General features: G+C 71.7%; 15 protein-coding genes. 8 read left to right on the top strand and 7 right to left on the bottom strand.

The window, feature by feature from the left end; genetic code table 11:
- The first annotated feature begins 5 nt into the window (after positions 1-5).
- Positions 6-443 (top strand): ATP-binding protein, encoded by a 438-nt coding sequence (locus tag ACIBEA_RS07875; RefSeq protein ID WP_385776997.1) that lies wholly within the window; start codon positions 6-8, stop codon positions 441-443.
- Between the two features lie 24 nt (positions 444-467).
- On the opposite strand, the gene ACIBEA_RS07870 is transcribed toward ACIBEA_RS07875, so the two are convergent.
- Positions 468-857 carry a VOC family protein gene (locus ACIBEA_RS07870; RefSeq protein ID WP_399258930.1) on the bottom strand — a complete coding sequence of 130 codons (390 nt, stop codon included), beginning with the start codon at positions 855-857 and terminating at the stop codon, positions 468-470.
- Between the two features lie 357 nt (positions 858-1,214).
- Between ACIBEA_RS07870 and ACIBEA_RS07865 the strand changes: the two genes are divergently transcribed.
- The 7 genes from ACIBEA_RS07865 to ACIBEA_RS07835 all read left to right on the top strand — a co-directional run bounded on the left by ACIBEA_RS07865 (position 1,215) and on the right by ACIBEA_RS07835 (position 7,648).
- Positions 1,215-1,517, top strand: a complete 303-nt coding sequence (locus tag ACIBEA_RS07865; RefSeq protein ID WP_385777001.1) for an urease subunit gamma — start codon at positions 1,215-1,217, stop codon at positions 1,515-1,517.
- Positions 1,518-1,529: 12 nt separating this feature from the next.
- On the top strand, positions 1,530-1,841 hold the full coding sequence (locus ACIBEA_RS07860) for an urease subunit beta (protein WP_399258929.1): 312 nt from the start codon (positions 1,530-1,532) through the stop codon (positions 1,839-1,841).
- The gene (locus tag ACIBEA_RS07855; protein ID WP_399258928.1) at positions 1,834-3,555 is read left to right on the top strand and encodes an urease subunit alpha; all 1,722 of its coding nucleotides are present in this window, start codon (positions 1,834-1,836) and stop codon (positions 3,553-3,555) included. The genes ACIBEA_RS07860 and ACIBEA_RS07855 overlap by 8 nt, the downstream gene beginning before the upstream one ends.
- 28 nt (positions 3,556-3,583) lie before the next feature.
- The gene (locus ACIBEA_RS07850; protein WP_399258927.1) at positions 3,584-4,258 is read left to right on the top strand and encodes an urease accessory protein UreF; all 675 of its coding nucleotides are present in this window, start codon (positions 3,584-3,586) and stop codon (positions 4,256-4,258) included.
- A 26-nt stretch (positions 4,259-4,284) separates the two neighbouring features.
- Entirely contained in the window at positions 4,285-4,971 is a 687-nt protein-coding gene (ureG, locus tag ACIBEA_RS07845; RefSeq protein ID WP_399258926.1) for an urease accessory protein UreG, read from the top strand.
- Between the two features lie 74 nt (positions 4,972-5,045).
- Positions 5,046-5,795: an urease accessory protein UreD gene (locus tag ACIBEA_RS07840; protein WP_399259070.1), complete on the top strand. Its 750-nt coding sequence runs from the start codon at positions 5,046-5,048 to the stop codon at positions 5,793-5,795.
- A gap of 260 nt (positions 5,796-6,055) precedes the next feature.
- Entirely contained in the window at positions 6,056-7,648 is a 1,593-nt protein-coding gene (locus ACIBEA_RS07835) for an alpha/beta hydrolase (RefSeq protein ID WP_399259069.1), read from the top strand.
- A 64-nt stretch (positions 7,649-7,712) separates the two neighbouring features.
- Here the strand turns inward: ACIBEA_RS07835 and ACIBEA_RS07830 are convergent, their stop codons facing one another.
- From ACIBEA_RS07830 to ACIBEA_RS07805, 6 genes are all read right to left on the bottom strand, one after another.
- A complete protein-coding gene (locus ACIBEA_RS07830; protein ID WP_399258925.1) occupies positions 7,713-8,423 on the bottom strand; it encodes a lysophospholipid acyltransferase family protein in 711 nt (236 codons plus the stop codon).
- Positions 8,424-8,523: 100 nt separating this feature from the next.
- Positions 8,524-8,682 (bottom strand): hypothetical protein, encoded by a 159-nt coding sequence (locus ACIBEA_RS07825; protein ID WP_385777015.1) that lies wholly within the window; start codon positions 8,680-8,682, stop codon positions 8,524-8,526.
- A 32-nt stretch (positions 8,683-8,714) separates the two neighbouring features.
- Entirely contained in the window at positions 8,715-9,671 is a 957-nt protein-coding gene (locus ACIBEA_RS07820) for a cytochrome c oxidase assembly protein (protein ID WP_399258924.1), read from the bottom strand.
- Between the two features lie 92 nt (positions 9,672-9,763).
- On the bottom strand, positions 9,764-10,792 hold the full coding sequence (locus ACIBEA_RS07815) for a 6-phosphofructokinase (protein ID WP_399258923.1): 1,029 nt from the start codon (positions 10,790-10,792) through the stop codon (positions 9,764-9,766).
- A 201-nt stretch (positions 10,793-10,993) separates the two neighbouring features.
- On the bottom strand, positions 10,994-11,722 hold the full coding sequence (locus ACIBEA_RS07810; RefSeq protein WP_399258921.1) for a type 1 glutamine amidotransferase: 729 nt from the start codon (positions 11,720-11,722) through the stop codon (positions 10,994-10,996).
- A gap of 20 nt (positions 11,723-11,742) precedes the next feature.
- The gene (locus ACIBEA_RS07805; RefSeq protein WP_399258919.1) at positions 11,743-12,981 is read right to left on the bottom strand and encodes a MurT ligase domain-containing protein; all 1,239 of its coding nucleotides are present in this window, start codon (positions 12,979-12,981) and stop codon (positions 11,743-11,745) included.
- Positions 12,982-13,046: the final 65 nt, after the last annotated feature.

The raw sequence follows: 13,046 nt of genomic DNA, 5'->3' as shown, positions 1-13,046 counted from the left end.
GCGCCATGGCAGATCACCAGGAAGCATCCGTCACCCTGCCGAGCGATCCCGCCTCGGTCTCCACCGCCCGGCGCTACGTGGCGGACGTGCTCAGCGGATGGGGACTGCCCGATGACGCGGATACCGCGGACACCGTCCGACTGATCGTCTCGGAACTCGCCACCAACGCGGTGCAACACACCTTCGGCCAGTCGCCCACCTTCACCGTGGACGTCCGCCTGGAGCGCGAGGAGGTGCTCCGGGTGGGCGTGACGGACAGTCACCCGCGGTGGCCCCAGCGGCTCCCGGCCGCGGTCCAGCAGGACAACGGCCGGGGCATGGTCATCATCCGCTGGCTGACCGCGGAATCGGGCGGCCGGCTCTCGGTCAGCCCCACCGAGGACGGCGGCAAGACGGTCTGGATCGCCCTGCCCTGGACCGTCCCGGCCGCGCGCCGCGGCTGAGCGCCGTCGGGCCCGTGAGCGCCGTCAGCCCTGCCCGCGCTCGGGGGCGCTGCGCTCTATGCAGAGTTCGTTGCCCTCGGGATCGGCCAGGACCACCCAGCCCCTGCCGTCCGGGCGACGCTGGTCGTCCAGGACGCGCGCGCCGAGGCCCACGAGGTGTTCGACCGTCTCGTCGCGGGTTCCGGTCGGCGGCGAAATGTCCAGGTGCACACGGTTCTTGACGCTCTTGGCGTCCGGCACCCGGACGAACAGCAGTCCCGGCACGCCGGGCTGGTCGGTGGTCAGCAGGATCTCCGAGTCGCCCTCGACGTCGTCCTCCTGCATGGTGTAGCCGGTCACCGACGCCCAGAACGCGGCCACCTTGTAGGGGTCGAGGGCGTCGAAGGTGATGTGGCGGACCGGGTTGTAGTACACGCGTCTCCCTCGTCGGGGGCGGGTCGCCCGGGCCCAACCTACCGCCGTATACGGCGCGGAGCCCGGACGGGGCGCGGTCGTCGAACGCGGTCCCCGGCGGAAACGTGGGTTAACACGACGGAAAAGCCCGCGCCCTAACGTGACGTCGGCCTGGCGCCGGACAGGGGGTCAGGTCTGGGCTCCAACGTCTGCATCCAGCCAAGACATGGCAAAGCCGCGGTGTGCGACCCGAAAAGTCTTGCCCCTCCTCGGGCAAGAACTGCTTGGGCCGCATATGGGCAGGTCAACAAAGTGTTGAAGGTGGATAAGGTCTCGCACGGCGCGCAGTCGAAGACGTCGAGAAACCGGGTGATAAGGGTGCAACTCACACCGCACGAGCAGGAAAGACTCCTGATCCACGTGGCAGCCGATGTGGCCGAGAAGCGAAGGGCGCGCGGGGTGCTCCTCAACCACCCCGAGGTGATCGCGCTGATCACCACCCACATCCTCGAAGGGGCCCGCGACGGCCGCACGGTGGCCGAACTGATGGCCTCGGGGCGGACCGTGCTGACCCGGGCGGAGGTCATGGAGGGCGTTCCCGAGATGATCCACGACGTCCAGGTCGAGGCGACCTTCCCCGACGGGACCAAGCTCGTCACCGTCCACGACCCCATAGTCTGAGAGGCACCCCCCATGATCCCCGGCGAAATCTGCTTCGGGGACGGTCCGGTGCGCCTCAACGAAGGCCGCGCCGTCACCCGTCTCACCGTGCTCAACGCTGCCGACCGGCCCGTCCAGGTCGGCTCCCACTACCACTTCGCCGAGGTCAACCCGGGCCTCGACTTCGACAGGGCGGCCGCCCACGGGCTCCGGCTGAACATCGCCGCCGGTACGGCCGTCCGCTTCGAGCCGGGCATCCCGGTCGCGGTGGAACTCGTACCGCTCGCCGGGCTGCGCGTCGTGCCGGGCCTGCGCGGGGAGACCGGGGGGCCGCTCGATGGCTGAGCTGACCCGGCAGCAGTACGCCGACCTCTTCGGGCCGACCACCGGTGACCGGATCCGGCTGGCCGACACCGACCTCTTCGTCGAGATCGAGGAGGACCTCAGCGGTGGCCCCGGACGCTCCGGCGACGAGGCGGTCTTCGGCGGCGGCAAGGTGATCCGCGAGTCGATGGGTCAGGCCCGCACCACGCGCGCCGAGGGCGCACCCGACACCGTGATCACCGGCGCGGTCGTGCTGGACCACTGGGGCGTCGTGAAGGCCGACATCGGCATCCGCGACGGCCGGATCTGCGGCATCGGCAAGGCGGGCAACCCCGACACCATGGACGGGGTGCACCCGGCCCTGGTCATCGGCCCGGAGACCGAGGTCATCGCGGGCAACGGGAAGATCGTCACCGCGGGCGGCATCGACACCCACGTCCACTTCATCTCACCGACGATCATCGACGAGGCCCTCGCCTCCGGGATCACCACTCTCGTCGGCGGCGGCACGGGCCCCGCCGAGGGCTCCAAGGCGACCACCGTCACCCCCGGACCCTGGCACCTCGCCCGGATGTTCGCGGCGCTGGAGGACTCCCCGGTCAACATCGGACTGCTGGGCAAGGGCACCACGATGTCCCGCGACGCCATGTACTCCCAACTGCGCGGCGGCGCCCTCGGGTTCAAGATCCACGAGGACTGGGGCGCCACCCCCGCCGTCATCGACGCCTGTCTGGGCGTCTGCGACGAGACGGGCGCGCAGGTCGCCATCCACACCGACACGCTCAACGAGGCCGGGTTCGTGGCCGACACCCTCGCGGCCATCGGCGGGCGGACCATCCACTCGTACCACACCGAGGGGGCGGGCGGCGGGCACGCGCCCGACATCATCACCGTGGTCTCCGAGTCGAACATCCTGCCCAGCTCGACCAATCCGACCCGGCCGCACACCGTCAACACCATCGAGGAACACCTCGACATGCTGATGGTCTGCCACCACCTCAACCCCGCGGTCCCCGAGGACCTCGCCTTCGCCGAGTCCCGGATCCGTCCCTCCACCATCGCCGCCGAGGACGTCCTGCACGACCTCGGAGCCATCTCGATCATCTCCTCCGACGCCCAGGCGATGGGCCGGATCGGCGAGGTCGTCATGCGGACCTGGCAGACCGCGCACGTGATGAAGAAGCGGCGCGGCTTCCTGCCGGGCGACGGGCCCGCCGACAACCACCGGGCCCGGCGCTACGTCGCCAAGTACACGATCAATCCGGCCGTCGCCCAGGGCCTCGCCCGCGAGATCGGCTCCGTGGAGACCGGCAAGCTCGCCGACCTGGTCATCTGGCGGCCCGCCTTCTTCGGGGTCAAGCCCGAAGTGGTGGTCAAGGGCGGGCAGATCGCCTACGCGCAGATGGGCGACGCCAACGGCTCCATCCCCACCCCGCAACCCGTTCTCCCCCGGCCGATGTTCGGCGCCACCGGTCGCTCCGCCGGCCACAACTCGCTCAACTTCACCTCCCGGCCCGCGCTCGACGACGGCCTGCCCGAACGCCTGGGCCTGACCAAGCCGTTCGTGGCGATCGAGAGCACCCGCAAGGTCACCAAGGAGGACATGCGCAACAACGACGCGCGCCCCCGCGTCGAGGTGGACGCGGACACCTTCACCGTGACCATCGACGGCGACGTCGTGGAGCCCGCCCCCGCCGCGGAACTCCCCATGGCGCAGCGCTACTTCCTCTTCTGATGGGGACCTTCGAGAGCGGACCGGTCCGATGAGCCGGGCCGCCCTGCTGGTCCTCGCGGACGGACGCTTCCCCGCCGGGGGCCATGCGCACTCCGGCGGGGCCGAGGCCGCCGTCAAGGCGGGCCGGATCCACGACGACCTCACCCTGGAGGCCTTCTGCCGGGGCCGGTTGCACACCGCCGGTCTGGTCGCGGCGGCCCTGGCCGCCGCGGCCGCCCTCGGCATGGATCCGGCCGTACTGGACGCCGCCGCCGACGCCCGGACGCCGTCACCCGCACTGCGGGCCGCCGCGCGCAGGCTCGGTCGGCAGCTGCTGCGGGCCGCCCGGGCCACCTGGCCCTCGGCGGAACTCGAAGCGGTGGCCGCCGCCTTCCCGCGCGGGGCGCACCAGCCCGTGGTGCTCGGCGTCACCGCGCGGGCGGCCGGGCTCGGGCCGCTCGATGCCGCGCACGTGGCGGCGTACGAGGCCGTCGGGGGTCCGGCCACCGCGACCGTGCGGCTCCTGGGCCTGGACCCCTTCGAGGCGAGCGGGGTGCTGGCCCGGCTGGCCCCGGCGATGGACGAGGTCGCCGACCGGGCGGCGGACGCCGCGCGCCTCGCGCTCTCGGCCGGGGCGGGGGCGCTGCCCGCCGCCTCCTCGCCCCTGCTGGACATCGCCGCCGAGGCGCACGCGGCCTGGCCCGTACGCCTCTTCGCCTCCTGAAAAACCACCCTCCCAAGGAGTCCTCCATGCACCTCGACCACGCCGGAACCTTCCCCCACCGGCACAGCCACAGCGCCGCTCCGCTGCGCGCCGACGGCTCGCGCCGGGCGCTGCGCATCGGACTGGGCGGTCCCGTCGGCTCCGGCAAGACCGCCACGGTCGCGGCGCTCTGCCGGGCGCTGCGCGCGGAGTTCTCGATGGCCGTCGTGACCAACGACATCTACACCCGCGAGGACGCCGAGTTCCTGCTCCGCGAGGCGGTGCTGCCGCCCGAGCGGATCGCCGCCGTCGAGACCGGCGCATGCCCGCACACCGCGATCCGCGACGACATCTCCGCCAACCTGGAGGCGGTGGAGGAGCTGGAGGAGGCGATCGGTCCGCTCGACCTGGTGCTCGTCGAGTCCGGCGGCGACAACCTCACCGCCACCTTCTCGCGCGGGCTGGTCGACGCGCAGATCTTCGTGATCGACGTGGCGGGCGGCGACGACATCCCGCGCAAGGGCGGCCCCGGCGTGACCACCGCCGACCTGCTCATCGTCAACAAGACCGACCTGGCCCCCTACGTCGGATCCGACCTGGACCGGATGGCGCGCGACGCCGCCGACCAGCGCGGTGAACTCCCGGTCGCCTTCCAGTCGCTGCGCGGGCCGCAAGGCGTGGGCCCGGTCGCCGCATGGGTGCGCGGGCACGTCGTGGCCTGGGCGGCCCGGTGAGCACAGCCACGGTCACGGTCACCGCCGCAGCCGCAGCCGCAGCCGGTGCCGCTCCGCCCGTACCGGCCTCGGGGCTGCGGGCCACCGCCCGCATCCGCGCCGAGGCCGACGGCCGTGGTGGCACCGCCCTGCCGTTGCTCCACGGGGAGGGCCCCTTCGCGCTGCGCCGGACCCGGGGGAGCGGCCCCGGGGAGGCGCGGGTCACCCTCGTCGGCGCGATGAGCGCGCCGCTGGGCGGCGACCACCTCATCGTCGAGGCGAGCGCTGGCCCCGGCGCCCGGCTCGCCTTCGGGTCGGCCGCGGCCACCCTGGCCCTGCCCGGCCGGGGCGGGGCGCCCGCGCTGTACGAGACCTCGCTGACGCTGGAGGAGGGCGCGGTCGTGCGCTGGCTGCCCGAGCAGCTGGTCTCGGTCGCGGGCAGTGACCTGTGGGTGCGCACCCGGGTCGAACTGGCGGCCACCGCCCGGCTGGTGCTGCGCGAGGAACAGGTGCTCGGACGCACCGGCGAGGCGCCGGGCCTGCTGCGCAGCAGGCTCACCGTCCACCGCTGCGGGCTGCCCCTGCTGGACCAGGAGCTCGCCTGCGGCCCCGGCGCCCCGGACGGCTGGGACGGCCCGGCCGGGCTCGCCGGCCACCGGGCGCTGGGCCAACTCCTGATCGTCGACCCGGCCTTCGCGGCGGACCCGCCCGCCGCCGCGATGCTCGGCGGGCTGGCCGCCGTCACCCCGCTGGCCGGCCCCGCGGTGCTGGTCACGGCCCTGGCGGCGGACGCGCTGGCGCTGCGCGGGGTGTTGGACGGGGCGCTGCGCACCTACGCCCCGTGAGCGCGGATCGCGTGCGTCGAAGCCGGGACGAACCGGGACCCCGCTCAGCGGTACACCTCAATCCGGATATCGGGTTGGCAAAGAACCCGACCGCGCTCTGTTGTCGCGTATAGGTCAGGCGCGAAGATCCCCCTGCACGTCGTCCGAAGTCGGCCGCCCACGGCGGCACCTGACGCAGGGGGAACAACCACGTGATACGCAACGCAGCGCTGGGGAGCGCTGCCGCTCTGATCGCCGGTACGCTCACGGCCGGCCTCGTCATGGCCACACCCGCCGCCGCCTCCGACAGCCGGTCCTACGGGGTCCCGGAGTCGGTGGGCGTCGAGATCGCCGCCGCCCGCGCGGCGCACGCCGGGATCGACTGGAAGGCCTGTCCGGCCGACTGGGGCTTCGAAGCCCCGATCCAGTGCGGCTACGTCAAGGTCCCGCTCGACTACGCCAAGCCGTTCGGCAAGACCATCGACCTCGCGGTCGACCGGATCGGCAGCACGGGCACCCCGCAGGAGCGCCAGGGCGCCCTGATCTACAACCCCGGTGGTCCCGGCGGCTCCGGCATGCGCTTCCCGCGCCGTGTCACGACCAAGAGCCCGCTGTGGGTCAACACCTCCAAGGCGTACGACTTCGTGGGCTTCGACCCCCGCGGCGTCGGCCACTCCGCGCCGATCTCCTGCATCGACCCGCAGGAGTTCGTCAAGGCCCCCAAGGCCGACCCGGTCCCCGACTCGGTCGCCGACAAGAACGCGCAGCGCAAGCTGGCCGCCGAGTACGCGGACGGCTGCAAGGCGCGCAGCGGCGAGATGCTGCCGCAGATGACCACGCCGAACACCGCGCGCGACCTCGACGTCATCCGCGCCGCCCTCGGCGAGAAGAAGCTGAACTACCTCGGCGTCTCCTACGGCACCTACCTGGGCGGGGTCTACGCGACCCTCTTCCCGACCCACGTGCGCCGCATGATCGTCGACTCCGTGGTCAACCCGGACCAGGACAACATCTGGTACGAGGCCAACCTCGGGCAGGACGTGGCCTTCCAGGGCCGCTGGAACGACTGGCAGGACTGGGTCGCGAAGAACGACGCGTCCTTCCACCTCGGTGACACCCGCGCCAAGGTCCAGGCCCAGTACGAGGCGCTGCGCGCCAAGGCCAAGGCCAACCCGATCGGTGGGGTCGTCGGTCCCGCGGAGCTGATCGGCTTCTTCCAGAGCGCCCCGTACTACGACTCCTCGTGGGTGCCGGTCGCGACGACCTTCGCGGCCTACGTCGCCGGTGACACGCAGGCGCTCGTCGACGCGATCGCCCCGGACATGTCCGACACCAAGGGCAACGCGACGGCGGAGAACGGCAACGCCGTCTACACCGCCGTCGAGTGCGCGGACGCCAAGTGGCCCACCAGCTGGGCCAAGTGGGACCGCGACAACAGCAAGCTGCACGAGAAGTACCCCTTCCTGACCTGGTCCAACGCGTGGATGAACCTCCCGTGCGCGACCTGGAAGGCCAAGCAGTCCACCCCGATCGAGGTCGGTGCCAAGCGCGGGCTGCCGCCGGTGCTGATCGTCCAGTCGGAGCGGGACGCGGCCACGCCGTACGAGGGTGCGGTCTCGCTGCACCGTCGGCTCGCCGGCTCGCGCCTGATCACCGAGCAGAACGCGGGCTCGCACGGTGTCACCAGCCTGGTGAACCCCTGCATCAACACCCGGGTGGACGCCTACCTGCTCACCGGCAAGGTCGACGCGAAGGACGTGAAGTGCGGTCCGCACGCCACTCCCGTCGCCCCGGCCCCGGCCGCCGCGAAGTCGCTCGCCAAGAGCGCGGCGTCCGACCTGCCGGCGCTGGAGGAGCTCCCGGCCGTCCGTTGAGGACGAGCGGTCCGTCCGGTCCGCCCCCGGGCTGATCGGACGGACCGCGATCGGTGGAGAAGGCTCAGCGCCCCGTGCGCCGGGCCTTCTTCCGCGCCTCCTCCGCCTCGGCCTTGACCTCGGCGGCGTACCGGTCGACGTACTCCTGACCGGACAGGCCGAGGACGGCGTACATGATCTCGTCGGTGACGGCGCGCAGCACGACGCGCTCGTTCTCCATCCCGGCGTACCGGCTGAACTCCAGCGGCGCGCCGAAGCGGATCGTCACCCGTCGGATCTTGGGGATCTTCTGTCCCGGCGGCTGGATCTCGAAGGTGCCGACCATCGCGCAGGGGACCACGGGCACCCCCGCGCCGAGCGCCATCGCGGCCACGCCCACCTTCCCCTTGTAGAGCCGCCCGTCGTGCGAACGGGTGCCCTCCGGGTAGATGCCCAGCAGCTCGCCCTTGGCCAGTACCCCCAGCCCCTCGCGCAGGGCCGCCTTGCCCGCGTCCTTGCCGGTGCGGTCGACCGGGATCTGGCCCGCGCTGCGGAAGAAGGCGGCGGTGAGCCGCCCCTTGAGGCCGGGGCCGGTGAAGTACTCGGCCTTCGCGAGGAAGGTGATCCGGCGCCCCAGGACGGCGGGCATCAGGAAGTGGTCCGAGAAGGACAGGTGGTTGCCCGCCACGATGGCGGCGCCCTCGGACGGAATGTGTTCCATGCCCTCGATCCGCGGCCGGAACAACAGGCGCAGCAGGGGTCCGAGGAGCACGTGCTTGAGCAGGTGGTAGAACATGCGGCCGCTCCCGTCGACGTCCTGCGGTGACCGCCATCCTACGGACAGTCAGCTGCCGGACGGCAGAGGCGGGTGCGCGGCAGCCCGCTGACGGGACGGCTCAGGTGTTGCGCGAGACGGCCATCGCGGCTGTGAGCAGTCCCAGCAGGACCCAGCCGAACCACAGCCACCCATTACTGCCGAGGGCCACCGAGTACCCCGCCACCGCCACCAGCGCGGCACAGGTCATGACGGCCATCGCCTTCACAGATCCGGTCATGCCCCATGGTGGCGCGCCCGGGGGCCCCGGCGCTACTGTCCACGCGCTTGGAGGGAGGCCAGATATGCGTTGTACGCCGCCAGCTCCTTGTCGCCGTCCCGGTCGGCCGCGCGGTCGGAGCGCTTCGCGGCCCGCTGCTCGGAGTGGTACCACTGGAAGACCAGCGCGATCAGGACCAGCACCGAGGGGATCTCGCTGAACGCCCAGGCGATGCCGCCGCCCCACTGCTGATCGAGCAGCGGGTCGATGCCGAGGCTCGCGGACGGGCTGGAGTACGTCTTGATCATCGGCTCGCTGGCCATCATCAGCGCGATGCCGAAGAAGGCGTGGAAGGGCATGCCGGCGAAGAGTTCCAGCATCCGCATCACGTATCCGGGGCGGTGCGGGCCCGGGTCCACGCCCATGATCGGCCAGAAGAAGATCAGACCGACGGCGAGGAAGTGCACCATCATCGCGATGTGCCCGGCCTTGGACTCCATCAGGAAGTCGAAGAGCGGGGTGAAGTACAGGCCGTAGAGGCTGGCGATGAACATGGGGATGGTGAAGACCGGGTGGGTGATCACCTTCATGTAGCGGCTGTGCAGGAGCATCAGCAGCAGCTCGCGCGGGCCCTTGTGGCCGCGGGCCGCGGGCGCCAGCGCGCGCAGGGCGAGCGTGACCGGCGCACCGAGCAGCAGCAGGATCGGGGTCAGCATGCTGATGACCATGTGCTGGACCATGTGCACGCTGAACATGACCATGCCGTAGTCGTTCAGCTTGGTGCACATCACCAGCATCACGGTGAGCACGCCGATGGTGAAGGCCACCGTCCGGCTCACGGGCCAGGCGTCGCCGCGCCCGCGCAGGCGCAACACGCCCCACAGGTAGAGGCCGAGCCCGATCAGCGAGCCGAACAGGAAGAACGCGTCGAACGAGAACTCCAGCCCGCGCCCGAGGGTGAACGGCGGCAGGCCACCCATATCCATGCCGTCGTGCGCGAGAAGGTTCATGCGTGTACTCCCTTGACCTGCGGTGCCCCACCACAGTAATGCCGCCCCCGGTCGCAGCTGCGTCCGGGGGCGGGGTCAGAAGGGGGGAAAGATCACAGAACGGTCTCCGCCTCCGCGTACCGCTCGGCCGGGACCGTCTTGAGCGTCTGGGTGGCCTCGCCCAGCGGGACCATCACGATGTCGGTGCCGCGCAGGGCCGTCAGCATGCCGAACTCGCCCCGGTGGGCGGCCTCCACCGCGTGCCAGCCGAAGCGGGTGGCGAGCACCCGGTCGTACGCCGTCGGCGTGCCGCCGCGCTGGACGTGGCCCAGGATCACCGGACGGGCCTCCTTGCCGAGGCGGTCCTCCAGCTCGACCGCGAGCCGGTTGCCGATCCCGGCGAAGCGCTCGTGGCCGTAGATGTCGGTGCCGCCCTGCTCGAAGGACATGGAGGAGCCCTCCGCGGGCTTGGCGCCCTCGGCGACCACGACGATCGCGAACCGCTTGCCCGCCGAGAACCGCTCGCCGACGATGGCCGTCAACTCGTCGATGTCGAAGGGCCGCTCCGGCACGACGATCGCGTGGGCGCCCGCGGCCATGCCGGAGTGCAGCGCGATCCAGCCGGTGTGCCGGCCCATGACCTCGACCACCATCACGCGCTGGTGCGATTCGGCGGTGGTCTTGAGCCGGTCGAGGGCCTCGGTGGCCACCCCCACGGCCGTGTCGAAGCCGAAGGTGACGTCGGTCGAGGAGATGTCGTTGTCGATGGTCTTCGGTACGCCGACGATCGGCAGCCCGGCCTCCGAGAGCAGGTGGGCCGCCTTCAGCGTGCCCTCGCCGCCGATCGGGATGATCGCGTCGAGTCCGAGGTCCGCGACGTGGCCGCGGGCCGTCTCGACCCCGCCGCGCAGGTGCGCGGGCTGGACCCGGGAGGAGCCGAGGATGGTGCCGCCGCGGGCCAGGATGCCGCTCACGGCGTCCAGGTCCAGCTTGCGGTAGTCGCCCTCCAGGAGGCCCTTCCAGCCGTCGAGGAAACCGATGACCTCGTCGCCGTGGTCGACGACGGCGCGGTGTACGACGGAGCGGATGACGGCATTCAGGCCGGGGCAGTCGCCTCCGGAAGTGAGCACACCAATACGCATGGCAGGCAGGACCTTTGCAACGTGGGCCGATGACCGGACCACGTCGTCCGGTTGGAACTACCGCCACCCTACAAGCGGATCCCGGCCGGACTGAACCATCCTCCACATGCTGGTCAGATCAGTCGTACGAACGCACGTCGGCCCGGATCCCCCAAGGGGAATCCGGGCCGGACGGGGTGGTGGCGCGCCGGGTCGGACGGCCTAGGCGGGCTGCGTCGCCGAGGCGATGCGCTCCGCGCGCAGCGCCTCGTACCACCGGTCGTCGACCGGCGGCAGCGCGTTCACGTCGAGGGCCAGCTTCAGCAGCAGGTCCGCGATCAGCGGGTTGCGGGCCATCACCGGGCCGTGCATGTAGGTGCCGAACACGGTGTCGTTGTACGCGCCCTCCGTGCCGTCGCCCGTGCCGTTGCCGCGGCCCATGGTGACGCGGGCGAACGGGCGGGCGGTCGGACCGAGGTGCGTGACGCCCTGGTGGTTCTCGAAGCCCGTCAGCTGCGGCAGGCCGAGCCGCGGGTCGATGTCGCCGAGGACGTCGCCCACGCAGCGCTCGCCCTCGCCGCGCACGGTGACCACGTCCAGCAGGCCGAGGCCCTGCTGGCGCTCGCCCATGTCGTTGACGAACTCCTGGCCGAGGATCTGGTAGCCGGCGCAGACGGAGAAGACGATCGCCCCGTTCGAGACGGCGCGCTCCAGACCGCCGTCGCGCACCAGCCGCTCGGCGGCCAGTCGCTGGGGCCGGTCCTCGCCGCCGCCGATGAGGTAGATGTCGCCCGAGGTCGGGATCGGCTGGTCGCTGCGGACGTCGACGCGCTGGACGTCCAGACCGCGCAGGCGCGCCCGGCGCTCCACGACCAGGGCGTTGCCCTGGTCTCCGTACGTGCTGAGCAGGTCGGGGTAGACCCACACCAGACGCAGGCTGTTGTCGCTCATGCTCTTGTCCTTTATGGGTACTAGTTGCCGACGCGGCGGCGCACGTCCTGGAAGGCGGTGTAGTTGGCGATCAGCTCGATCTGGCCGGGCGGCGCCAGCTGCACGGCCTCGTCGAGGGTCTCGCAGACGCGGAAGTCCAGACCCGCGACTTCCAGGCGGACCGCGAGGTCGAGCTTGCGGTCACCGATCACGAAGATCGGATGACCGGCGAGGCGCGGGTAGTCCACGTCCCACAGCCAGGAGGTGTCGGTGCCGTCGGCGCCGCGCGCGTTGACCGAAAGGATCACCGGCGTGGGCGGCGGGTCGATCAGGGAAAACGTTTCGAGCCAACCCGCGGGGTTCTTCGCGAGCAGCAGGCGCAGCTCGCGGCCCTGGAAGGAGACCACGTCGTAGCGGCCGGCCACGGCCTGCACCTGGTACATGCGCTCCAGGGCCACCTGCGGGGGAACCCCGAAGACGGCGGCGACGGCGGCCGAGGTGGCGGCGTTCGCCTTGTTGGCGCGGCCCGGCAGCTGGAGGTGGATCGGCCAGGCGCTGCCGTGCGGGTCGATCACGTGGTCGCCGCTGAGCACCCAGGTCGGGCTGGGGCGGCGGAAGCCGCACTCGCCGCAGAACCAGTCGTCGCCCGGGCGCTGCATGACGCCGCCGCAGGAGGGGCACGACCAGGCGTCGTCCTTCCACTCCTGGCCGGCCGCGACCCACACCACGTTCTGCGACGAGGAGGCGGACCAGACGATCAGGGGGTCGTCGCAGTTCGCGACGATGACCGCCTTGGAGCCCTGGAGCCCCTCGCGCCACTTCTCCGCGAGCATGCGGGTCTCCGCGGCGCGGTCCAGCTGGTCGCGGCTGAGGTTCAGGAGCGCGATCACCTTCGGCGTCACGTCCCGGGCCACGCCCGCGAGGTACTTCTCGTCGACCTCGATCACGCCGTACTTGGCGTCGCTGCCGCCGGCCAGCGCCGACGTGATGCCCGCGGGCATGTTGGCGCCCAGCGCGTTGGACACCACGGGCCCGCTGGCGCGCAGGGCCTCCGCGATCAGCCGGGTCGTCGTCGTCTTGCCGTTCGTTGCCGACACGAGGACGACATCGAGATGCTGTGCCAGCGCGCCGAGAAGATCGGGATCGAGCCTGAGCGCGACCTTGCCTCCGATCACCGATCCGCTTCCGCGTCCCGCGGCCCGCGACACCGCCGCCGCGGCCTTGCCCGCCGTCACGGCCAGCTTGGCCCGCGGCGAAAGCGGCTCTGTGTTGCCTGCCATCGTCCCTCGTCCTCCTTGCGTCGGTCGGCCCCAGCCTATCCAGAACCGGTGGGAGCCCTGACCGC

It is taken from the genome of Streptomyces sp. NPDC051555, assembly GCF_044454405.1.
Taxonomy (GTDB): Bacteria; Actinomycetota; Actinomycetes; order Streptomycetales; family Streptomycetaceae; genus Streptomyces.
Note: the sequence above shows the minus strand (reverse complement) of the source record. Positions and strands in the feature narration are given on the sequence as shown.

What these genes read in the sequence shown, in the direction of transcription:
- ACIBEA_RS07825 (WP_385777015.1), bottom strand. Translation starts at nt 8,682, where the DNA reads ATGACCGGATCTGTGAAGGCGATGGCCGTCATGACCTGTGCCGCGCTG.
- ureG (WP_399258926.1), top strand. Translation starts at nt 4,285, where the DNA reads ATGCACCTCGACCACGCCGGAACCTTCCCCCACCGGCACAGCCACAGC.
- ACIBEA_RS07855 (WP_399258928.1), top strand. Translation starts at nt 1,834, where the DNA reads ATGGCTGAGCTGACCCGGCAGCAGTACGCCGACCTCTTCGGGCCGACC.
- ACIBEA_RS07815 (WP_399258923.1), bottom strand. Translation starts at nt 10,792, where the DNA reads ATGCGTATTGGTGTGCTCACTTCCGGAGGCGACTGCCCCGGCCTGAAT.
- ACIBEA_RS07810 (WP_399258921.1), bottom strand. Translation starts at nt 11,722, where the DNA reads ATGAGCGACAACAGCCTGCGTCTGGTGTGGGTCTACCCCGACCTGCTC.
- ACIBEA_RS07805 (WP_399258919.1), bottom strand. Translation starts at nt 12,981, where the DNA reads ATGGCAGGCAACACAGAGCCGCTTTCGCCGCGGGCCAAGCTGGCCGTG.
- ACIBEA_RS07850 (WP_399258927.1), top strand. Translation starts at nt 3,584, where the DNA reads ATGAGCCGGGCCGCCCTGCTGGTCCTCGCGGACGGACGCTTCCCCGCC.
- ACIBEA_RS07830 (WP_399258925.1), bottom strand. Translation starts at nt 8,423, where the DNA reads ATGTTCTACCACCTGCTCAAGCACGTGCTCCTCGGACCCCTGCTGCGC.
- ACIBEA_RS07820 (WP_399258924.1), bottom strand. Translation starts at nt 9,671, where the DNA reads ATGAACCTTCTCGCGCACGACGGCATGGATATGGGTGGCCTGCCGCCG.
- ACIBEA_RS07875 (WP_385776997.1), top strand. Translation starts at nt 6, where the DNA reads ATGGCAGATCACCAGGAAGCATCCGTCACCCTGCCGAGCGATCCCGCC.
- ACIBEA_RS07835 (WP_399259069.1), top strand. Translation starts at nt 6,056, where the DNA reads ATGGCCACACCCGCCGCCGCCTCCGACAGCCGGTCCTACGGGGTCCCG.
- ACIBEA_RS07860 (WP_399258929.1), top strand. Translation starts at nt 1,530, where the DNA reads ATGATCCCCGGCGAAATCTGCTTCGGGGACGGTCCGGTGCGCCTCAAC.